The following is a 20,570-nucleotide window of genomic DNA, read 5'->3' on the forward strand; positions in this document are numbered from 1 at the left end:
ATGACAGATGGAAGAGATGGGATAGACGTGAGAGATGGGATAGACGTGAGAGATGGAAGGAGTGGGAGGGCGCTTCAGCGCGCGATGATAAAGCCACCAAGCCAACGATAACGCCACCGATCCCGTAGCGCGGCGTAACGAACGAAGTGAGGCACCCGCGAAGCACTGCAACGCGGTGCTGATTCCGCCACGCAGGCCAATCAGACACAGCAGAAAAATTAACCTAATGCGTGACCTAAGCTAAATTTGTTAATAGAGTATGATTGAACAGGTACAGCGAGCGGGCACGGTAATAGGGTATATGTAGCCTGATCTAAGAAAGTAGATATTAAAATCAATAGGTTAGGGCTGTATGACATCAATGACCTTGAAAGCACAGTTATCGGGGTTATAAAGCAGGCCATATAACCACTGTTATACGGCTGAAATCGAGCCTCATTGATGAAAATAAATTATGCTAAACCAAAGAAATAAAACAAGACAAAAGGGGCTTTTTCAATAAATGGCAACGGATGGAAAGCAGCTCAGTAATCCTTTTTCAACAGGCAGTGGAGGCGCCAGATTTGAGGCCAATATCCAGGCCACATTTGTTACCTTGATGTTAAGTGGTGGATACGCTCCTTGCCTGCCCTCATGGCCAATCGTAGAAATAAAACTACAGGGCTCAGTAGCAGGATATGGCACAGATGATCTAATAGTTTTTGTTAAAAACCCAGTAAACAATGATCGCCGACGGTTACTTGGGCAGGTAAAAAACTCGATAGCAATTACCACCAAGAGCAAATTGTTTGCCGAGGTTATTCAAGCAGCTTGGAATGACTTTAATAATCCGGATGTCTTTGCTAAAGGAAAAGACATTATTGCTCTAATTACAGGCCCAATCAATGCCACTGATATCGATGGTGTTAATGGGTTGTTAGAACAAGCCCGCCATACGCGCGACGCTAATGAATTTCTAACTCAAGTAGGTAGGGCTAATTTTTGCTCAGATAACGTTAGGAATAAACTGATAGCCTTTAAAGCACAGCTCAAATTTGCCAATAACGGCAGTGATGTTGAAGAGCAAGATTTATACGAGTTTCTTAAACATTTTCACCTTCTCGGTTATGATCTTGCAAAAAGGGGAAGTGTCATTTCATCACTGCTGAATTCGCACATTGCTCAGTTCAATAAAGCTATTCCTGATAAAATTTGGTGCCAGATAGTCAATGAGGTACAAAACTTTAATCAATATGCGGGGACTATCACACTTGATACTCTGCCCGATGATTTGGTCGAGCATTTCAGAGAGCGAGAGATCACATATATACCTAAAGAGCTTTCCAAAGGAGAAGTAGAAGGTGGCAGTGAGGTACATTCAGTTGCAACTGATTGGAATCAGCACTCATCGGCTCAAAAGCTGGCGATTGCAAGTCTAATCGGTAGTTGGAAGGAAAGTAATGAGGCAGACATCGTAGTTGTTACGCAGATAGTTGGCGAGGACTACAACAAATGGATAGTTTATCTGCGAGAGACTTTGCAAGTTCATGATTGTCCGTTGTCTTATAAAAATGGAATATGGAGGTTCAAAGATCGTTTGAGATCTTGGCAGGAGTTAGGTGCCAGGCTTTTTGAAAATCACTTGGATACTTTCAAAGCCGTCGCCCTAGATGTACTCAGAATTGAAGATCCTTCTTTTGAGCTGCCTAGTGATGAGCGATACGCGGCTGCTATCCACGGGAAGGTGTTACCGCATTCTGGCAATTTGCGTGAGGGCTTGGCGGAAGCATTAGCTCTTATTGGTAGTCGGGCAACCTCTTTAGTTAATTGCACTCAGGGCAAGGCTGATGCTATTGCAGCATTATCAGTGCGTGAATTGTTCGATGAAAGTGATTGGGTTCGCTGGGGTAGCCTGAACAGCTTAATACCAACCCTGTCAGAAGCGAGTCCAGATGAGTTTCTATCAGCTGTAGAAAGCGCTATGGCTTCCACGCCTTCACCCTTTGATAGGCTATTTGAGCAAGAAGATACGGGGATTTCCGGCAGAAACTATATTACTGGTCTTCTATGGGCGCTTGAGGGGATCGCCTGGGAGGAGACTTACTTGATCCGCACTGTGGTTGTTTTAGCAGAGATAGCCTCACATGACCCGGGCGGTAACTGGGTAAATAGGCCCGGTAATTCGCTGACAGATATTTTTCTTCCCTGGTTACCACATACATTAGCTTCCATTGAAAAGCGACAGGCAGCACTTAAGACAATTTGTGCTGAGCAGCCCGAAGTCGGATGGAAGTTGCTGGAAAGCTTACTTCCAAATCAACGTACAACGACTTCTGGAACGCATAAACCGAGCTGGAGAGAAACATTACCTGATGAATGGGAGAAAGGTGTTACGAATAGCGAATATTGGAAGCAGTCCCGTTTTTGTGCTGAATTGATTGTTGAGCAAGCGGGCTTCGATATTGTAAAACTTGCGTCTTTGGCGGGTAACTATGATCACTTGCCATCGCCAGCCTCTGTAATGTTGAGAGATAAACTGGCATCTGATCATTGTTTAAAGCTCTCTGAGGAAGAGCGTTTGCCACTCTGGGGGGCATTGTGCAAATTAGTCGCCCGTCATCGCCGTTTTCCGGATGCTAAGTGGTCCTTGGGGGACGAATTTCTGCTTCCAATCGAGGAAATAGCAAGTCAATTGGCGCCCCAAAGCCCTAGCCTACTGAATAAACGCCTGTTTTCAGATGCTGATGCTTATCTTTATGAAGGCGATGGAGATTGGCGGGAAGAACAAGAAAAATTATTCCAAATACGGAAAGCGGCCATAGGGGATATCTTGGGCGAAGGAGGCCTCCCTCTGGTTTTAGAGTTTGCTAAGACAGTTACCAATGCCCATCTTGTGGGTGACGTGCTGGCGGACATGGATCAACCTGAGTTTGATGCAGAACTCTTACCCGGTTTGCTGGATATGGCAGATCATAAGCTTTGGTCGTTCGTTGCTGCTTATGCATGGCGTCGGAGGTTCATGGGTAACTGGCAGTGGTTTGATGATATTAACAAGGCTGGCTGGGAGCCAAAGCAGATAGCCTTACTGTTGTGTGCTTTGCCATTTGAGAGAAATGCCTGGGATAGAGCTGCACAGTTGCTTGGTGAAAACGAAAATGAGTACTGGAATAACACCAGTGCTAATATCTATCAGACAGAGGACGATACTGAGTATGCTTTCGGTAAGTTACTTGAATTCGGCAGGCCAAATGCTGCGATTGAGGGGTTAACGAGAGACTTATATAGAAAGAAAGATATCAACACAGAATTGGCCTGTGACGCTTTGTTGGCGCTAGTGCAGACTAAAGAGCCTACTGGAAGAATTGACAGCTACCACATCACCGAAATCATTAAAGCTCTTCAAGAGAATGACGGCACCGATCAAGATAAGCTATTTCATGTTGAGTGGGCATATGTGTCTTTGCTTGACAGGCACAGTGATGGTTCCCCAGTCACATTGGAAAATAGGCTAGCTTCCGACCCCAGCTTTTTCAGTGAACTTATTCAATTAATCTATCGTTCCGAGGGCGCAGAGCCAGAAGAGCCCTCCGAACAGCATCGCAATATTGCCACTAATGCATACCGCTTACTTTCTACATGGAAAGTTGTACCAGGCACTCGGGCGGATGGAGCATTCGAACCAGATGCGTTTGCGGAATGGCTGACTACTATGGAAGAGATAGTCAAAGCCTCGGGGCATTATGATGTTGCGATGATTCAGCTTGGGGATGTGCTCGTTAATTCTCCAGAGGGACCAGATGGCTTATGGATTCATCCAGTGATCGCAGAAGCTCTGAATAACAGAGGGCGCTCTAGCCTACGTGATGGATATCGCACAGGCATTTATAACTCTCGAGGTGTCCACACAGTTGACCCGGAAGCCAAGCCTGAGAGAGCACTGGCCGAAAAATATCGACAGCGAGCCGATCAGGTTGAGAATGCAGGATACCAACGATTAGCTACGACCTTACGGGGTTTGGCCGATAGTTATGACCGAGACGCTGAACGAATCATTTCACGCGGTGGTGTTCTATATTAAGGAGCCGTATAACAAGCTACTGCACTCGGAAATTTTATTCGCTCCGCTACTAAAATTCCGTTGAGTGGGGCGTTATGCACGCAAGAGCCGCAAGCAACAAAGGTAAAACTAATGGCCAGTTATCTTGGTTCTTGCCTATGTGGCAATACAAAATTTGAAGTGAAAGGTGACCTCGACAGCTTTTACCTATGTCATTGTCAGCATTGCCAAAAAGACACCGGGTCTGCTTATGCAGCCAATTTATTTTCAAAGTCAGCCAAATTAACTTGGTTGGCAGACTCAAAATCTGTGACTACCTTCACGCTTCCCGGCACTCGCCACAAGAAAAGCTTCTGTAAGCTCTGTGGTTCAGCACTGCCAAGCATTCAAGAGGCAGGTCTTCTCGTCATTCCCGCTGGGTGTTTGGATACGAAAGTCTCTATGCCACCCACAGCGCATATCTTCACATCGCGAAGGGCATGTTGGGAGGAGGCGATGAGCGACGTTCCTGAGTTTGAGGGGCTTCCAGAGCCAACCAAGCGTACGTGATCAAACGATTAACAAGGGCTAACGGAGCCTATGAACAACCCCCATATCGTCATATTCGATGGTGTTTGCAACTTCTGCAACGGCGCAGTGAAGTTCATCATCCAGCGAGACCCCGAGGGAGTCTTTGCATTCACCCCGATGCAGAGCGAGTTGGCGCAGGAGCTAACGCAGCGCTTTAACGTGCCCGATGTGGGAATGGATACCTTGGTACTTATCAAAGATGGTGAGTGTTACGTCCTTTCAGATGCGGCCCTTGAGATAGCCAAAGAGCTAAAAGGGCCGTGGCGGTTCTGTTATGCATTCAAGGTTGTGCCAGGGCCGATCAGAGACGCGGTTTACAAGTTATTCGCTCGGAATCGTTATACGCTTTTTGGTAAGAAAGATGTTTGCATGGTGCCGTCAGCAGAGGTGAAGTCGCGGTTCTTGGGTACCAACACATAATCCAACGCGTCACGCGGATACATTTTCCGGCACGCCATCATGAAAGCCTTGTGATGTGCATGACGGTGGGCGATCAATGTCAAAACAACACGACCAAGGCGGCCCCCTCGAATCTAGGCTAATTAGCCTGTTCGTTTCGCTATTCTTTTCCGTGCCCACGGCTGTCCTTCTGTGGGTGTGGGCCAACAGCCAGCTGATGTATGTGGGTGGCTTTCTGAGCACTCGCTACTTCATCGGTTGTATCGTCACCTTTTCGGTGTTGGCGTTGGTTTTCCCTCACCTGTTTCCCTCTATGCTGGGTAGTGTCTGGCGGGTGATGCGAGCCTTATGGCGTTGGTGGGGGTGGTAAGCGCTTGCATGCTATTTATTGAGGTGGCACGGCCTCGCGGGTGCCTCGCTAATCGCTCGTTACCACGCGCTACAACTTCATTCTATGCCTGCCAGTGCCGTTATGATCCTATGTTTATGCCATTAACATCATAAGGAAATGTTCACCCATGCCCACCGCCATCGTTCTTGGTGCCACTGGCGCTATCGGCCAGCAGCTCGTCACCCAGCTTACCCAGCGGGGTGAGGTGGAGAGCGTCATCGTGGTTACCCGCCGTGAGCTGGATCTTTCCCGAGAATTTCTCAACGCTATCGTTTCCAAAATCCAGCCTGCGCTGCTCGATTTTGACCAGTTAGAAGCCCAGGCCGCCGAGTGTATGCCCGCAGGTGCCGTGGCCTTCGTGGCGTTGGGTACCACGAAGAAGCAGGCGGGGAGTAAAGAGGCGTTTCGTCGTGTGGATTATGGGTTGGTGCTGGCATTTGCGCAGGCGTGTAAAACGGCGGGGGTGAGCAGGTTAGGCGTGGTGACGGCGCACGGGGCGAATGCGCGTTCTTCGGTGTTTTATAACCGCGTGAAAGGCGAGGTGGAGCGGGATATTAAGGCGCTGGGGTTGCCCTGCGTGTTTTTTGCTCGGCCTTCGCTGTTATTGGGGCGGCCGGAGGATGGGCGGTTGGCGGAGAAGTGGGCGAGCGTGTGTTTGGCCCCGGCGGCGCGTTGGTTGCCGCGTTCGGTGCGGCCGATTGAGGTGCGTTGCGTGGCGGCGGCGATGATTGATGCGGCGTTGGGTGGTGTGGGTGAGGGGGCTTCGTTTGTGTTGTCGAATGCTCAGATGCATCGGGTGCCTCGCTAGTCGCTCGTTACCACTCGCTACCTGTTGGTTTTCTCCGTTAGGCCTAGCTTTATGTGCTTGAAGCGTCGCGCGCTGAAGCGCCCTCCCACGGCGCTATTACATAGCTCTGCACTGGGTTCTCACTATCTTCTTTTAAGGCCTTAATATGTTGAATGGGATGCACCCCTTCAAGCGGTGGTGCCTGAAGGGGTGGGGGTTAGTTGGTGGCTTGGCGCGGTGTTCCGATATGTTCGCGTTCGCGCAGGGTGTGGTCGGTGGTGAAGGCGCGTTCTAGCTGGGTTTGGTTGTCGCTCTCAAGGGCTAACGTGGGTTGTTGGAAGTGGTGACGCTGGCGTTTTAAAAAGCGGCTGTGGCGGTGTTGGTTGAACAGCGCCCAGCAGTGAAACGTCAGGAACGTGACGACGAAGCCGATCAGTACAATTTTCAGCATCATCGATTCCGCAAGATGGGTTAGCACGGCATCGCCCAGTACGAAAAACAGGTAGAGCTTCGCAAGCACCAGGCCCCATAGGCCGAGTGAGGTTAGGGTGATGAGTGCATCCCGCGAGCGGTACCCCCAGCTTTTTTGGTAGGGGTTTTCGATCACGACGGACATTAGTTTATTGCTCATTGAATTGTTCCCCTCGGTCAGGACTTGTCCAGGTAGCGAGCCTTCCTTGTTGGCGCATCATGGCTTTGGGGAAGGCGATCACAACGGTCACCATGTTGAGTACCCAATAGGCAAACGGGTACCAAATACTCCAATACACGCAGCGATAGATAGATTTGTCGTAGCGGCTGTCGATATAGAAGCTGACGGTAAATTGAATAAAGCTGATGGCGATGAGTAGGCTGCCGAAGTAGGAGAGCAGGCGCGTGCTGATAGGCCACGCCACCGGCAGCAGAAAATAAGAGACCAGCCACGCCGCGATGAGCGTGATAACCGAATAGCACCACACCACGCTGACGATGTACTCCAGCATCAGCACCCAGAAGCGGCGATTTTTCCAGCGAATGGTTTGCGAAAAGTAGCGCAAGAACACTTCGCCGCCGCCTTGTGCCCAGCGCAGGCGCTGTTTGTAGAGCCCGCGTAGGGTTTCTGGCATCAGCACCCAGCACATAGCTCGGGGCTCGTAGCGCACTTGGCCGCCTTTGAGCTGTAAGCGCCAACTTACGTCGATATCTTCGGTGATCATGTCGGTGTTCCAGCCGCCAATCTCCTCTAAGGCTTTCCTCCGAAACGCGCAGATCACCCCGGAAATGGTGAACACCATGCCGTAGATACGCTGGGCGCGTTTGATCAGGCCGATAATCGCGGAAAACTCCCCGGTCTGAATTTTGCCGATGGCGGTAGAGCGGGTGCGCACCCGTGGGTTGCCGGTCACGCCGCTCACCATGGGGCTGCTCAGAAAGTGGTTCACCATGTAACCAATGGCGTCGTAATCGAGAATGGCGTCGCCATCAATGCCGACAATGATCTCACCGGTGGCATGGCTAAGGCCGTTGTTCATAGCGCTGGCCTTACCCTGGTTGGCTTGGTTGAGCACCGTTAAGCCGGGGTACTGTTGGGCCAGGGCGGCCAGCTTTTCGGCGGTGCGGTCTTTGCTGCCATCGTTCACCGCTATCACATCCATGTGCGGGTAGTTCTGCTTAAAGAGGTGGTGGAGGGTTTCATCCACGTTGGCCTCTTCGTTATAGCAGGGCAGCAGTACCGTCACGGTGGGGGCGTCATCTCCCCATGTGAAGGTGGCGGGCCAGGCTTGCTTGCGCTCCCAGTGCACGTAGAAGTAGATGCCGCCGCATATCCAAATGGTCGCCATCAGGCTTGGGTAGCCCAGGGTAAACATGGCCAGGTAGTCGAGTAGGTTCATGGGGTAGCCCTAAAGCGACGCCCCACCGAAAACACCGGCCGCATCACGTTGATATCAGGATGGTTGGAGTGGAAGTCATCCGGGTAGTAGCCAATATGCTGAATGCCTTCTTCGCGCAGAATACGCACCCACTGAGCCATCTCTTCGCTGGGGATCGGCGTTTGGGTGTGCCAGTTCTGTGCCTGTAGCTCGAATACCAGCTGGTCGGCGCTCACTTGGGCGAGCGAGCGGCGGGCGAGGCTTCTTAGCCACTCATTCGGGTGGTCGGCCTCCTCCATATAGGGCATTGCCATCACCGCCACGAAGTCGTAGCCCGTGGCAAAGTTTTGGATGTCTTGCGCAAACCAGCGCTGGCTCTCTGGCTCCATTATCGTGACGGCATAAATGTTGCGGGAAGTCGTGAAGGCTTTGTTGTCTGCTTGGCGGTAGTAGTTGGCGGCCTCGGCCAGCTCCTGGGTGAAGTGGGTAAGCTGCTCTGTTTTAAAGCGGGTCCAGGTGGTCATGAGCTGTTCATCGCTGCGGATGGCGTTGATGTCGCTGGGCAGCGCGGCGCGCTCGTAGGCGGCTATAGCTTCGGGGTTGGCATCTTCAAAATCCGTGAAGAAGGCGTCGTCGTGAAACAGCAGGCCATCAAATTTGGTCAGGCGGCCTAGGTCTTGGTAAATCTCGACGATGGTGCGCCGGTTTGCTTCCACGTAGGGGGAAAGCCTGCGGTAGTTATCTGGGGATTCCTGGCCGGTTCTCACATCGGTCACGTACTGGTAGCCGCTGCCTAAATCAAACGCCAGCACTGGCATCCAGGCGTACACCTTCACCCCAGCGCGTTTTTTTAGCTGCCAAGCCACTCGGTTGAAGAGGTCGGCCCGTACCGGCAGGTGGCGGTTAGGGAAGTAGAGCGCATCGGCCACGCCGTTACCGTCCGGGTCGGCATAGGCTTGAAGATAAACGGTGGTCACGCCATAGCGCGAGATACGTTCGATCAGGCGGTCGAGGTTCTGTTCTTGCTGAATGGGGTCCGGATCGTACACGTAATCCAGGTCAACGTGCACAATGCGCTGGGCCGCTGGCTCCCATAGCCGGTTGGCAAGAATCTCTTCGATGGTTTCCAGCGTGGTCTCTTGGTCGATCAGGTAGCGGTTGATACTGCGCATAGCGTCGCTGAGCTGGTTCGGCGCACTCAGCAGACTGAAGGTGTAAGGCATGCCGAATTCAGCGGCGATATTCAGCGTGGCTTCGCTGTAGGCGCCGTAGGGCCACACCATCATGCGCGGGCTTTGGCCGACTTCTTCCTGAAAACGTTGCTGAGTGAGCGCCATATCCTGGCGAATGCGCTCCAGGTAGGCGGCTTCGCTCTCATAGCCAGTGCGGGCGTTCCAAATGCTGGTCACCGCTGCGGCCTGTTCGTTGCCCATGGGGTTGCCAATGACCCCGTAGTGGAGGTTGTAAGAGTGGGAGGCAATTTCTACCAGCGGTGAGGCATCTAGCTCTTTTACCTGTTCCCAGCTGAGAAAGCGTTCGCGGGGCAGGGTGATGCTGCCATAGGGCACGCGCCCGCCGGCGGGGGCGTCCAGCCAGCTACCGACTACCGCTTGTACGGCGGGGAAGTCGTAGAGCTTGAGCAGCGGAAAAACAATATCGTAGAAGCTGCGGTAGCCGTCATCAAAGGTCAGCAGCACGGCTTTGTCGGGCAGCGGGGGGCCGCCTGCTTTGGCATCGATAATTTGCTGTAGGCTGACGGGCCGGTAGCCGCCGGAAGCGATCAGGTTGAAGTGTTCGACCAAGCGGCTGCGGGTAATGGTTTGGGAGTAGATGTCCAGCTCGGGGGTGACGCTGGAATCCACCACATCGTGGTAACTAATCACCACGTAATCGCCGGGGGAGCGTGCCGCTTGGGCAGGCTCAACGTGGGTAAGCATCAGCATCACCGCGCTCATGACTAAGACGCGCCAGGGTGTCATAAAAATCTCCATACAAAGCCTGCTGAAAACACGTTGTCGTACTCTGGAACGCCGTCATACACGGCGCGCTCGCGTCGAATGCCGTACTCAAAATTCACGGTGGGAGCCAGTTCCCAGCTGTGTTGGTAACCGATCGACCAAGTGTTCTCGCTATCCTCGTTCTCTTGCCAATAGCGCCCTGACCCGAAGGAGAAGGATTGAATAAACGACCGCCGATAGTTGAGTGGGGTCTCGTAGTTGAGCGTTAATTCACCGCCCAGGCTGGCATCGCGGCGGGGGTTGAAGTAGCTGGCGTCTACCTCATCGTTGCGGGATGCGGAGGCGCGTACTTCGCCGTTGATCTGCCAGCGGTCCAGGTGGTAAAGGGTTTGGTTCCAGTAGCCGTATACCGATTGGCGCAGGTTGCTGTCGTCAAAATCAGTGGCCATGACGCCGATGGCCCCCGCGCTGCGCTCGTCATGGCGGTAGGCCACTTCGGCGCGGTAGCGGTCAGCATTCACGCCATCCAGCAAAGCACGCAGCGGGGTGTCGCTGGTGTTGATCTCGACGCCTAGGGTAGTGGTGATGTGATCGGTAGGGGCGTATTGCAGCTCGGCCTGAGCGAGAAAGTCCTCATTGAGCTGCGCGCCCTGGCCCACCGCCAGCGTGACGGTGGCGGGGTGCAGGTTCCATTCGTAGCCTGCGATGTTATAGGCGGCGTAGAGGCCCTCCTCTTCAAACTCACCAAATTGGCCAATGCGCTGGGCAAAGGCCCGGGAGCCGCTGCTATTGCGTGGCCCTTCCAGCAGCACTTCGTACTGCCACTCTCGTGATGCTTGGGTGCCGCTACCCTGGCCTTTGCTGCGCGCAAACGAGCTGCTTAATTGCGGTGCTCGCTCCTCGCGCCACTCCCGCGCCATATCATCCCGTGAGGCGCTGGGCTTGGCCTCCGCCAGTGCTTGGGCGATCTCATGGGTAGTGCCGCGCCACTGGCCGCGCTGTAATCGGGCCAACAGTACACCGTGTTCTGCCACTTCCTGGCGTTCCGGAGGCAGCAGGGGAATTGCTTGTTGGTAAGACGCCTCGGCTTTTCTGGGCCAGCCTCTGTCCCGTTCAATATCGCCTTTAATCAGCCATAAATAGGGGTCGGCGGGGGCTTGGGCCTGATAGGCGGCTAGCTGTTCGCTAGCCTCGCTGGCGCGCCCGCGCCATGCATCCAGCAGCACTTCCAGCAGCAGTACTTTTTGATAGTTGGGGTTTTCGATACGCAGCGTGCGGGTAAAATCCAGGCGCTGTTCGGGCTCGCTGCTGCGCCACTCGGTGAGCAATGCATCCGCTTCACGAAAGCGCTGGGCGTCGGCGTAGCTGTAAAAGAGGCCTTCGTTCAGCGGGTCGTCGGGGTTAGTGGCCTGCGCGGGAGATTGTTGAATCAGGCTTTCGTAGAGTGCGGCGGCCTCAAATGGTCGGCCCATGCCGTTTAGGGCGTGGGCTCGGGCGCGCAGTACATAGCTGGGCAACTGCCCATGTTGTGCTTCTAGGCGAACGGCGAGGGCTTCGGCTTCCGAGAAGCGCCGCAATTCGGCCAGGGCGACGACCTTGTCGTACTCGGCAATGGTTACCAGCTCTTGGGGGGCATCAGGGTTGCTGATGACGCTGTCGAGTTGGGCCAGGCCCCGGGTGATTCTTGCCGGTTGGTCGGTGTGGTTACCCAGACGTATATCGGTAACCCCTTCGTAATAGGTCAGCCAGAGTCGGTCGCTGGCGCTGAAAACATCCGGGTTGCTTTGCATTAAGCGGCTGGCCGCCGTGCTGGCACCTAAGCCCACGGCAAGGCGGTAGAGCGCCTGTAGCTCAGCGGTGTTGGTGGGGTTTTGCTCCAGTAACTGCTGCCGGGTGGCCAACTCCTGCACAGCGTTACCTGTTTTCGCGGCCAAATAGCCTTGGGCTTCTAGCCCGGCGGTCGTCACCCCCGCAACTTGCTCATGCTGCTGGAGAGCAATCTCAGCGAGGGTATAGCTGCCTTTATCGGTATGTACTAAGGCTTGGCCTAGCCAGCCTTGGGCGTTACTGGGGTCGCGGTAAGTGAGCGCTTGAAACAGTGCCAGCGCTTTATCTAACTCGCCATTACTGCGGGCAGCGCCAGCCAAGTTGGCCAGTTCGCTAGGACTGTAGTTCTCGGTTTGGCAAGCAGGGCACACTGATAGCGCTTCCTGATAGCGGCCTGCGCGCACCAGTAGGGCAACCAAATCTTCACGCACAAGGGCGTTGTTGGTTTGGCGGTACAGCGTGGTTAATCCGCTGATGGAAGTGGCTAAGGCTCCCTGGCGCGCCTGAATTACCAGCGCTTCTCGCTGCGCATCAATTGTGGCTTGCCCCTGTGCGGTGCCTGCGGTTAAACAGGCAATCACGCAAAGCGGCAAAAGGGAGCGGTATTGCATAATGGAATTCCTTCCATGGAAGAAAAGACAACACTTTGTAATAAAATGTATCTTTCAGTGTATAGAAAGCTGTTTAGTTAAATAGCGGTCTAAAACGTGAATCCATAGAGGAATATCCCCATCATAAGAGATGAGGGCGACTATCTTAATGCAATGAGGGGGTTGCTTAGGGCGATGATTTGCAAGCGAAACCAGAGGCTCCGGCTGTTTTAGGTTGTGTGATGCAACATTTGATTTAAATCAAATGAAAAGGGGGTGCTAACGTGCGTTTCATCAGTGCAGCTAATAAAACAGCTGAGCGTTAAGCATTAGCGGCTGGATTGCGTATCACGCGTTGTCTCTAGCTCTTCGATCATTTTTCGTGCGGCGTTGGAGAGCGTGCGGTTGTGATGCACTAAATAACCCAGCGGGCGGTGAATAGGTGCCGTGTTGACCTGCAGTTCTATTAAGTCACTGTCGAGCATTTTTTCAGGTAGCAGGCTCCAGCCTAGCCCTACGCCGCACATCATTTTGAGCGTTTCTAAGTAATTGGTAGACATGCTCACTGGTAGGGTGAGCCCTGCTTCTTCAAAGCGCTGACCAATGAGCGTGCGGGTAAAGGTTTTGGCCCCCGGCAAGACGCAGTTCACATTACACAGTTCTGCCAAGCTTAGGGGTTGATCATCAGCGCGGCTACGTTGAGCCAGCGGGTGGTCCTTGGCGCACACAAAGCACAGCCGGTCTCGCCATAGCTCCACGACCTGCAGCTGTTCAACGGGGTGGGGGGCGAGCGTGACGATGGCCATTTCCAGCGTGCCATCCATCACGCCCTGGTAAGCCAGTTCGGAATCCAAAAAATGTAGATCGAGCGCCACTTCTGGATGACGCTGAGTGTACTGCTTTAACAGCGGCGGCAGGCGGTGAAGGCCAATATGGTGGCTGGTGGCGAGCGTCAGTTTACCGCCCACTTGGCCAGATAGGTTGGCCAGCGCTCGGCGGCTATCTTCTACCGTAAACAGAATGCGCTGCGCTTTGGGCAGCAGCACGTTGCCTGCCTCGGTTAGCGCGATGCGCCGGCCAATGCGGTCAAACAGCCGCGTGCCCAGTAAATCTTCCAGCGTAGCGATACGTTTACTCACCGCAGGCTGAGTAAGGTGTAACTGTTCGGCAGCGCGAGAGAAGCTTTGGGTTTCTGCCACGGCGAGAAAGGCTTGCAGGCTTTGGGTATCCACGTGCCACTCCGGGAGTATCTATTCCTGTTTGGAATCTAAAGTATGAATAACATGAATTGCTTTTATGCGCGAGTCGCGTAACACTCCTGGACATCGCAATTTAAGCAGCACGCAGAGGCTGCTACACCGAACTAGCAGGGCACCGCCCAGGAGAGCCATATGTCAGGTCAAACGCTTTACGACAAACTCTGGAATCAGCACTTGGTGAAACAGCGTGATGATGGCACGGCGCTTATTTACATCGACCGCCAGCTGCTCCACGAAGTGACCTCGCCCCAGGCGTTTGAAGGCCTGCGTTTGGCGAAGCGTAAGCCCTGGCGTTTGGATGCCAACCTGGCAACGCCGGACCACAACGTCCCCACCACGGTAAAAGAGCGCGCCGAAGGCAACAGCGGGATTAAAGACCCGGTGTCGCTGATTCAGGTTCAAACCCTGGATGATAACTGCGTCGAGTACGGCATCGAAGAGTTCAAAATCAACGACCCACGCCAGGGTATCGTGCACGTGGTAGGCCCCGAGCAGGGCGCTACATTGCCCGGCATGACTGTGGTATGCGGCGACTCCCACACCGCCACCCACGGCGCATTTGGTGCCTTGGCTCACGGTATTGGCACTTCAGAAGTGGAACATGTGTTGGCCACTCAGTGCCTGCTGGCGCAGAAAATGAAGAACATGCAGGTGCGCGTCGAGGGTGAGCTTGGCCTGGGCGTTACCGCGAAAGACGTAGTGCTGGCAATCATCGGCAAGATTGGCACTGCAGGCGGCACAGGCTACGCCATCGAGTTCGCGGGCAGCGCCATCGAGTCGCTCTCCATGGAAGGCCGCATGACCGTGTGCAACATGGCGATTGAAGCGGGCGCTCGCGTGGGCCTGATCGCGGTGGACGATACCACCATTAACTATTTAGGCGAGCGTCCGTTCGCACCGACCGCCCAGCAGTGGGAAGCCGCTGTCGCGGATTGGCGTCAGCTGGTGTCGGATGCAGATGCCCACTTCGATAAAGTGGTCACTCTGAAAGCCGAAGAGATTGAGCCGCAGGTAAGCTGGGGCACCAGCCCGGAAATGGTCACCGGTATTTCAGGCCAAGTGCCCGACCCGCAAGCGGCTCTGGATGAAACCGTTCAGCGCAGCCACGCCCGCGCGTTGGAGTACATGGGCTTGCAGGCGAATCAGAAAATTACCGACATCAAGTTGGATAAAGTCTTTATCGGCTCCTGCACCAATTCGCGTATTGAAGACCTGCGTGAAGCGGCAAAAGTGGCCAAGGGCAACAAAGTGGCCGATTCCATCAAGCTGGCCATGGTGGTGCCGGGTTCTGGCTTGGTGAAGCGCCAAGCGGAAGCGGAAGGCCTGGACAAAATCTTCATCGAAGCGGGCTTTGAGTGGCGCGAGCCGGGCTGCTCCATGTGTTTGGCCATGAACGCCGACAAGCTGGGCGCAGGCGAGCACTGTGCGTCCACCTCTAACCGTAACTTCGAAGGGCGCCAGGGCTATGGCGGTCGTACTCACTTGGTGAGCCCTGCCATGGCAGCGGCGGCGGCGATTGCCGGTCACTTTGTCGATGTACGCACTTTACCCGCTAACGACGCCACACACGCGCAGGAGGCCTAAGCCATGAAAAAGTTTGAACGTTTTGAAGGCGTGGTCGCGCCGTTAGATCGCGCTAATGTCGATACCGACCTGATCATTCCGAAGCAGTTTTTGAAATCTATCAAACGTACCGGTTTCGGCGTGAACCTGTTTGATGAGCTGCGCTACTTAGACGAAGGCCAGCCGGGCCAGGACTGCTCCCAGCGCCCGTTGAACAACGAGTTTGTATTGAACCAACCGCGCTACCAGGGAGCTGAAGTGCTGCTGGCGCGCCGTAACTTCGGCTGCGGCAGCTCCCGCGAGCACGCCCCGTGGGCGCTGGAAGATTTCGGTTTTAAAGTCGTGATTGCGCCTAGCTTTGCCGATATTTTCTACAACAACGCGTTTAAAAACGGCATTCTGCTGGTCACGCTGGCGGAAGAAGAAGTGGATCGCCTGTTTGCTGAAGTGGAAGCTAACGAAGGCTATCAGCTCGATGTGGATCTTGAGCACCAGCGGGTGATTACGCCCAGTGGCGAGATTCTTGAGTTCGACGTGGATGAGTTCCGCAAGCACTGCCTGCTCAACGGCCTGGACGATATCGGCATCACTCTGCAAGACGAAGACGCCATTCGCAGCTTTGAAGAGAAGCACCGTCAGCAGCGCCCTTGGCTGTTCCGCCAGCCAGCGTAAGTATTCAAGTATAAGTGCTAAGGATTGAGCATGACTCATAAAGTGTTACTGCTGCCCGGTGATGGTATCGGCCCCGAAATCGCGGCCCAGGCAGCGCGTTTGTTGAAAGCCTGCCAAGAAGCGGGCTTGGATATTGAAGTCGAAGAGGGCTTGGTGGGCGGCTCCGCCTATGATGTTCACGGCGAGCCGCTGCCCGCTGAAACTCTGGAAAAAGCCAAAGCCGCCAGCGCCATTCTGCTCGGCGCAGTGGGTGGCCCCAAGTGGGATAAACTCGAAGACCTTTCCAAGCGCCCGGAAAAAGGCCTGCTGGGGCTGCGTAAGAACCTTGGCCTGTTCGGCAACCTTCGTCCGGCCATGCTCTACCCGCAGCTGGCCAGCGCTTCCAGCCTGAAGCCTGAACTGGTGGCCGGGCTGGATATCATGATCGTGCGTGAGCTAACCGGCGGCATCTACTTCGGTCAGCCGCGCGGTATCGAAGTGCGTAACGGCGAACGCGTTGGGTTTAACACCTATATCTACTCCGAAAGCGAGATTGAGCGCATTGGTCGCGTCGCGTTCGAGATGGCTCAAAAGCGGGGCAAAAAGCTCTGCTCAGTAGATAAAGCCAACGTGCTGGAAGTCACCATTTTGTGGCGTGAAGTGATGGAGCGCTTAGCGCCGGAGTATCCGGACGTCGAGCTTTCTCACATGTACGTGGATAACGCTGCCATGCAGCTGGTGCGTGCGCCGAAGCAGTTTGATGTAGTGGTGACCGGCAATATGTTTGGCGATATTCTTTCCGACGCTGCCGCCATGCTGACCGGCTCTATCGGTATGCTGCCGTCTGCCTCGCTCAATGAGAGTGGGCAGGGCATGTACGAGCCTTGCCACGGCAGCGCGCCGGATATCGCGGGCCAAAATATTGCTAACCCGCTGGCCATGATGCTTTCTGTGGCGATGATGCTGCGCTACTCGCTGAATGAAACAGCGATGGCTGAGCGTATCGAAGCCGCCGTAGGCAGCGTGCTGGACGACGGCCTGCGCACCGCCGATATCGCTTCTGAAGGCACGCGGCGTGTCTCCACGGTGGAGATGGGCGATGCGGTACTTGCCGCCTTTGCGCGTACTCAGTGATAAAGAAAGCTTGCTAACTATTTGATTCGCTTCAATGCTTGTTTGAGCAGCACACGTCGGCTGCCCTCAGGGGTGGCCGACGTCGTGTCTGATATTTGTGTATAATATAGGTCTCATTCTTAGTTGGAGGACTTCACATGTTGAAAGTCGGTTTCGTGGGATGGCGTGGCATGGTTGGCTCGGTGCTGATGCAGCGCATGCAGGAAGATGGTGATTTTAACGGCATTGAGCCGATCTTTTTCACCACTTCCCAAGTCGGCCAGCCTGGCCCCGATATCGGCGTGGACGTGCCTCCGCTGAAAGATGCGTACGATATCGAGGCGTTGAAAGCGCTAGATGTGGTGATGACCTGCCAAGGCGGTGACTACACCAAGCCTGTTTATAAAGATCTACGCGCTGCGGGTTGGAAAGGCTACTGGATTGATGCTGCCAGCACCCTGCGTATGGAAGACGACGCTACCATCGTGCTAGACCCGGTGAACCGCAACGTCATCGACGCTCAGCTTGCCAAAGGTGCGAAGACATTTGTGGGCGGTAACTGCACCGTTAGCCTGATGCTGATGGGCCTAGGTGGCCTATTCGAAGCCGATATGGTTGAGTGGATGACCTCCATGACGTATCAGGCGGCGTCTGGCTCCGGTGCCAAGCACATGCGTGAACTGCTCAACCAAATGGGCCAACTGCGTGACAGCGTTTCCAGCGAACTGGCCGACCCGGCTAGCGCGATTCTGGACATCGACCGCAAAGTGACGGCGGCCATGCGCAGCGGTGATTTCCCCACTGACAACTTCGCTGCGCCGTTGGCAGGCAGCCTGTTGCCGTGGATCGACACCAAGCTCGATAGCGGCCAGAGCCGAGAAGAGTGGAAGGGTAGCGTCGAGACCAACAAGATTCTGGGCCTTGAGAACAACCCGATTCCTATTGATGGCCTTTGTGTGCGCATCGGTGCTATGCGCTCTCACAGCCAGGCGTTCACCATCAAGCTGAAGCAAGATGTGCCGCTTGATGAGATTGAAGAGCGTATTGCCAAGCATAACGAGTGGGTCAAGCTGATTCCCAACGATAAAGACGCCACCATTGCGGGTCTAACGCCTGCGGCTGCCACTGGCACGCTGCAAGTGCCGGTAGGCCGCCTGCGCAAGCTGAAAATGGGCGGTGAATACCTTTCAGCGTTCAGCGTGGGTGACCAGCTGCTGTGGGGTGCCGCTGAGCCGCTCAAGCGTATGCTGAAAATTTTGCGCGAGCAGTAAGCGGGCAAGAACGTCGCGCGTTCATCAGCGCTAAGTGTTAAATAAGCTAAGCGCTAAATAAAAAGGGGAAGCTGTTCGCAGCTTCCTCTTTTTTTGTCGATGACTTATGTTTCTAAGCAGTGTCTTCATGCAAACGTGTGCGTTGAACATACCTTCATGTTAAATACGTTATGATAAGAACGAACTAACATACTTCGTTGCAACATACCGTAGGTGTTGCCACGTGGCAGGGAATCGCAGGCAGTAGGGGCCTACATGAAAAAAAAGCTGGCATGGTTGTTGTGGCTGCCGCTGAGCGCCGTTAGCCCGTTGGCCTTGGCCGTTGGGTTGGGGCAGGCCACCGTGAATTCACCGCTGCAAGCGCCGTTAGATGCCTCCGTCACATTGGTGGATGCTGCCGATGTGGCGCTAGACGATGTCCGGGTGGAAATTGCTGATCAAGCCGCTTTTAACGCGCTTGGCCTAGAGTGGACACCGTTGGCGGCGAGCGTACGTGCTGAACTACAGCGTTTGCCTTCCGGAGCGCGGCTGGTCTTGCGCTCTGATCAAGCGGTGAATGAGCCCTGGCTGGACCTGTTGGTGACCATTACCACGCCAGAAGGGCGACGCACGGAAGCCCTAACGCTGCTCTTTGATCCGCCTAATTACGCATCCAGCGCTGCTCCCGCCGAGGTGCCAGCATCGGTAGCGTCGTCCGCCCCATCGCCAACCCCTCAAGCAGCAGCGGCCCCCGTTGGGGCCAGCGCCGCGCGAGATATTGCCTATGTCGCTAGCGGCGATACGCTGTGGGGCGTGGCGGCGAGAATTAAGCCTGCGGATCTGACTGTGCAGCAGATGATGGTGGCGCTGGTAGAGGCAAATCCATCGGCGTTTCCCACCGGTAATGTGGATGATATGCGGGCAGGGCAGACCTTAAGCGTGCCTAACCGTGAGCAGTTGATGGCGAGCACGCCCGCGCAGGCGGCGCAATCGATTCAAGCCATGCGCCAGCCTTCACGCTCGGCACCTGAGCCCGAGGCTGGGACTGAGACCGAACCCAATGCAGTGGCCCCTTCAACAGCGGAGTCATCCGCATCACCCGCCACGCTTGAGGCCACCGTAGACGAGGGTGAGCTGGCGGGGCTAACGCTCAACGACCTAGCCGAGCAGCTGCGAGAAAGCCAAGCCATGCTGCAAACTGTACTGGATGAGCGAGAGGCAATGCGGGCTGAAATGGCCGCGCTTCGCCAAGAAGTGGCTTCGCTTACCGCAGCGCTCAATGCCTCTCAGCGTGAAACACAACGAGCGTTGGCCGCCGCTGAAACGCGTGCTGCCGATGCCAGTACGGTGTCGAGTACGGTTTCCAATACACCCGCAGCGGTAAGTGCTCCTCTCAGCAATGCTTCTAGCCAATCCACCAGCCCAGGCGTTATTGAACGCTTAGAGCAATACCAATGGCCGCTGGCCAGCGCTGCGTTGGCGCTGCTGTTGGGTGCGTTGGTGTGGTCACGCAGGCGCCGTGAGCGCCAGTGGGAAGATGCGCCGGCCCCGGCTGGCTTTGCTGCCGACGTAACGCCGCCCAAGCGTTCCGAGCCCAGCGTCGCGGCGACGCCTAAAGCTGAAGAAGTGCCTCAAGCGGCTCCGGCGGAAGATTCTCTCTACACGCCGCCGCACACCGAGACTGAGACCGAGCAAGCGTCTAGCCACGCTGATGCGCCTTCCTCTTTCGATAAAGTGCCCGACACAGAAGATAGCGCTCCCCATAAGAGTGAAACGGCCTTTAGTTTGATGGAAGAAGAACTGCCCTCCCGTGATCACCAGGCCAGTGATGGCCCGTTCAGCGATAACAAGGTTAGCGATAATAAGGCCAGCGGTGAGCAGGAAACGCTGCGCTATGAAGCGGTCACTCCTGATGCTGATACGTTCAACGATGACGCGTTCGGCGATGCCGCGGATAGCGATGAGGCGTCACCTGTCACCGAGGAGGATGAAGCTGCACTGGAAGCGGCTTTCCTAGACACGCCTGAGCCGATTCAAGAAGTGGCATACGTACCGGCCGATCAAGACGACGAATCCGTTGAAGAACCAGCGAAGTCTGTGCAGGAAGAAGATCGGGCACACTACATTGATTACCATCCTCCCTCGTTAACCAGCGACCCACATACCGATGACGCGGGCTCAGAAAGTCAGCCTGAAGGGCCGCATCGGCAAGAGAGTGGCAGTGCGCGCTCGCGTCGGGTGCCGGAAGAGGAGTGGGAAATTGAAGAGGTGGCATTCGAGCCGCGACGTCGGGATAATAGCGAACCTTCAAAATTCTCTAAATGAC

General features: G+C 54.8%; 15 protein-coding genes. 10 read left to right on the plus strand and 5 right to left on the minus strand.

The window, feature by feature from the left end:
* Window positions 1-502: 502 nt before the first annotated feature.
* The 5 genes from R0J87_RS06300 to R0J87_RS06320 all read left to right on the plus strand — a co-directional run bounded on the left by R0J87_RS06300 (window position 503) and on the right by R0J87_RS06320 (window position 6,204).
* Window positions 503-4,057, plus strand: a complete 3,555-nt coding sequence (locus R0J87_RS06300; protein ID WP_498885060.1) for a hypothetical protein — start codon at window positions 503-505, stop codon at window positions 4,055-4,057.
* Between the two features lie 111 nt (window positions 4,058-4,168).
* Window positions 4,169-4,585 carry a GFA family protein gene (locus tag R0J87_RS06305; protein WP_498885061.1) on the plus strand — a complete coding sequence of 139 codons (417 nt, stop codon included), beginning with the start codon at window positions 4,169-4,171 and terminating at the stop codon, window positions 4,583-4,585.
* A 30-nt stretch (window positions 4,586-4,615) separates the two neighbouring features.
* On the plus strand, window positions 4,616-5,026 hold the full coding sequence (locus tag R0J87_RS06310; RefSeq protein WP_498885062.1) for a thiol-disulfide oxidoreductase DCC family protein: 411 nt from the start codon (window positions 4,616-4,618) through the stop codon (window positions 5,024-5,026).
* Between the two features lie 76 nt (window positions 5,027-5,102).
* Window positions 5,103-5,375 carry a hypothetical protein gene (locus R0J87_RS06315; RefSeq protein WP_498885064.1) on the plus strand — a complete coding sequence of 91 codons (273 nt, stop codon included), beginning with the start codon at window positions 5,103-5,105 and terminating at the stop codon, window positions 5,373-5,375.
* 148 nt (window positions 5,376-5,523) lie between these two features.
* The gene (locus R0J87_RS06320) at window positions 5,524-6,204 is read left to right on the plus strand and encodes an NAD(P)H-binding protein (RefSeq protein ID WP_498885065.1); all 681 of its coding nucleotides are present in this window, start codon (window positions 5,524-5,526) and stop codon (window positions 6,202-6,204) included.
* A gap of 196 nt (window positions 6,205-6,400) precedes the next feature.
* Here R0J87_RS06320 and R0J87_RS06325 read toward each other — a convergent pair whose 3' ends face one another.
* The 5 genes from R0J87_RS06325 to R0J87_RS06345 form a co-directional block, all read right to left on the minus strand.
* A complete protein-coding gene (locus tag R0J87_RS06325) occupies window positions 6,401-6,814 on the minus strand; it encodes a hypothetical protein (RefSeq protein WP_404466103.1) in 414 nt (137 codons plus the stop codon).
* Window positions 6,804-8,054 carry a poly-beta-1,6-N-acetyl-D-glucosamine synthase gene (gene pgaC, locus R0J87_RS06330; protein WP_498885067.1) on the minus strand — a complete coding sequence of 417 codons (1,251 nt, stop codon included), beginning with the start codon at window positions 8,052-8,054 and terminating at the stop codon, window positions 6,804-6,806. Before pgaC ends, R0J87_RS06325 begins: the two co-directional genes overlap by 11 nt.
* Window positions 8,051-10,012 carry a poly-beta-1,6-N-acetyl-D-glucosamine N-deacetylase PgaB gene (gene pgaB, locus R0J87_RS06335; protein ID WP_498885068.1) on the minus strand — a complete coding sequence of 654 codons (1,962 nt, stop codon included), beginning with the start codon at window positions 10,010-10,012 and terminating at the stop codon, window positions 8,051-8,053. The genes pgaC and pgaB overlap by 4 nt, the downstream gene beginning before the upstream one ends.
* Window positions 10,009-12,429 carry a poly-beta-1,6 N-acetyl-D-glucosamine export porin PgaA gene (gene pgaA / locus R0J87_RS06340; RefSeq protein ID WP_498885069.1) on the minus strand — a complete coding sequence of 807 codons (2,421 nt, stop codon included), beginning with the start codon at window positions 12,427-12,429 and terminating at the stop codon, window positions 10,009-10,011. The genes pgaB and pgaA overlap by 4 nt, the downstream gene beginning before the upstream one ends.
* 308 nt (window positions 12,430-12,737) lie before the next feature.
* Complete coding sequence (locus tag R0J87_RS06345; RefSeq protein WP_498885071.1) at window positions 12,738-13,640, minus strand: LysR family transcriptional regulator; 903 nt, start codon at window positions 13,638-13,640, stop codon at window positions 12,738-12,740.
* A gap of 159 nt (window positions 13,641-13,799) precedes the next feature.
* Here R0J87_RS06345 and leuC point away from each other — a divergent pair, with 159 nt between their 5' ends.
* From leuC to R0J87_RS06370, 5 genes are all read left to right on the plus strand, one after another.
* Window positions 13,800-15,251, plus strand: a complete 1,452-nt coding sequence (gene leuC, locus R0J87_RS06350) for a 3-isopropylmalate dehydratase large subunit (protein WP_404466108.1) — start codon at window positions 13,800-13,802, stop codon at window positions 15,249-15,251.
* A gap of 3 nt (window positions 15,252-15,254) precedes the next feature.
* Window positions 15,255-15,902, plus strand: coding sequence for a 3-isopropylmalate dehydratase small subunit (gene leuD, locus R0J87_RS06355; protein ID WP_404345544.1), 648 nt, complete (start codon window positions 15,255-15,257; stop codon window positions 15,900-15,902).
* Window positions 15,903-15,932: 30 nt separating this feature from the next.
* Window positions 15,933-17,015, plus strand: coding sequence for a 3-isopropylmalate dehydrogenase (gene leuB, locus R0J87_RS06360; RefSeq protein WP_498885073.1), 1,083 nt, complete (start codon window positions 15,933-15,935; stop codon window positions 17,013-17,015).
* A 137-nt stretch (window positions 17,016-17,152) separates the two neighbouring features.
* Window positions 17,153-18,265, plus strand: a complete 1,113-nt coding sequence (gene asd / locus R0J87_RS06365) for an aspartate-semialdehyde dehydrogenase (protein ID WP_404345546.1) — start codon at window positions 17,153-17,155, stop codon at window positions 18,263-18,265.
* 255 nt (window positions 18,266-18,520) lie between these two features.
* Window positions 18,521-20,569, plus strand: a complete 2,049-nt coding sequence (locus R0J87_RS06370) for a type IV pilus assembly protein FimV (protein ID WP_498885074.1) — start codon at window positions 18,521-18,523, stop codon at window positions 20,567-20,569.
* Window position 20,570: the final 1 nt, after the last annotated feature.

The organism is Halomonas sp. SIMBA_159, from assembly GCF_046536035.1.
Classification (GTDB): Bacteria; Pseudomonadota; Gammaproteobacteria; order Pseudomonadales; family Halomonadaceae; genus Vreelandella; species Vreelandella venusta_A.

Coding starts and splice junctions, on each gene's coding strand:
- pgaB (WP_498885068.1), bottom strand. CDS start 10,012: ATGACACCCTGGCGCGTCTTAGTCATGAGCGCGGTGATGCTGATGCTT.
- leuC (WP_404466108.1), top strand. CDS start 13,800: ATGTCAGGTCAAACGCTTTACGACAAACTCTGGAATCAGCACTTGGTG.
- R0J87_RS06370 (WP_498885074.1), top strand. CDS start 18,521: ATGAAAAAAAAGCTGGCATGGTTGTTGTGGCTGCCGCTGAGCGCCGTT.
- pgaC (WP_498885067.1), bottom strand. CDS start 8,054: ATGAACCTACTCGACTACCTGGCCATGTTTACCCTGGGCTACCCAAGC.
- R0J87_RS06315 (WP_498885064.1), top strand. CDS start 5,103: ATGTCAAAACAACACGACCAAGGCGGCCCCCTCGAATCTAGGCTAATT.
- R0J87_RS06320 (WP_498885065.1), top strand. CDS start 5,524: ATGCCCACCGCCATCGTTCTTGGTGCCACTGGCGCTATCGGCCAGCAG.
- leuB (WP_498885073.1), top strand. CDS start 15,933: ATGACTCATAAAGTGTTACTGCTGCCCGGTGATGGTATCGGCCCCGAA.
- R0J87_RS06310 (WP_498885062.1), top strand. CDS start 4,616: ATGAACAACCCCCATATCGTCATATTCGATGGTGTTTGCAACTTCTGC.
- asd (WP_404345546.1), top strand. CDS start 17,153: ATGTTGAAAGTCGGTTTCGTGGGATGGCGTGGCATGGTTGGCTCGGTG.
- leuD (WP_404345544.1), top strand. CDS start 15,255: ATGAAAAAGTTTGAACGTTTTGAAGGCGTGGTCGCGCCGTTAGATCGC.
- R0J87_RS06325 (WP_404466103.1), bottom strand. CDS start 6,814: ATGAGCAATAAACTAATGTCCGTCGTGATCGAAAACCCCTACCAAAAA.
- pgaA (WP_498885069.1), bottom strand. CDS start 12,429: ATGCAATACCGCTCCCTTTTGCCGCTTTGCGTGATTGCCTGTTTAACC.
- R0J87_RS06300 (WP_498885060.1), top strand. CDS start 503: ATGGCAACGGATGGAAAGCAGCTCAGTAATCCTTTTTCAACAGGCAGT.
- R0J87_RS06305 (WP_498885061.1), top strand. CDS start 4,169: ATGGCCAGTTATCTTGGTTCTTGCCTATGTGGCAATACAAAATTTGAA.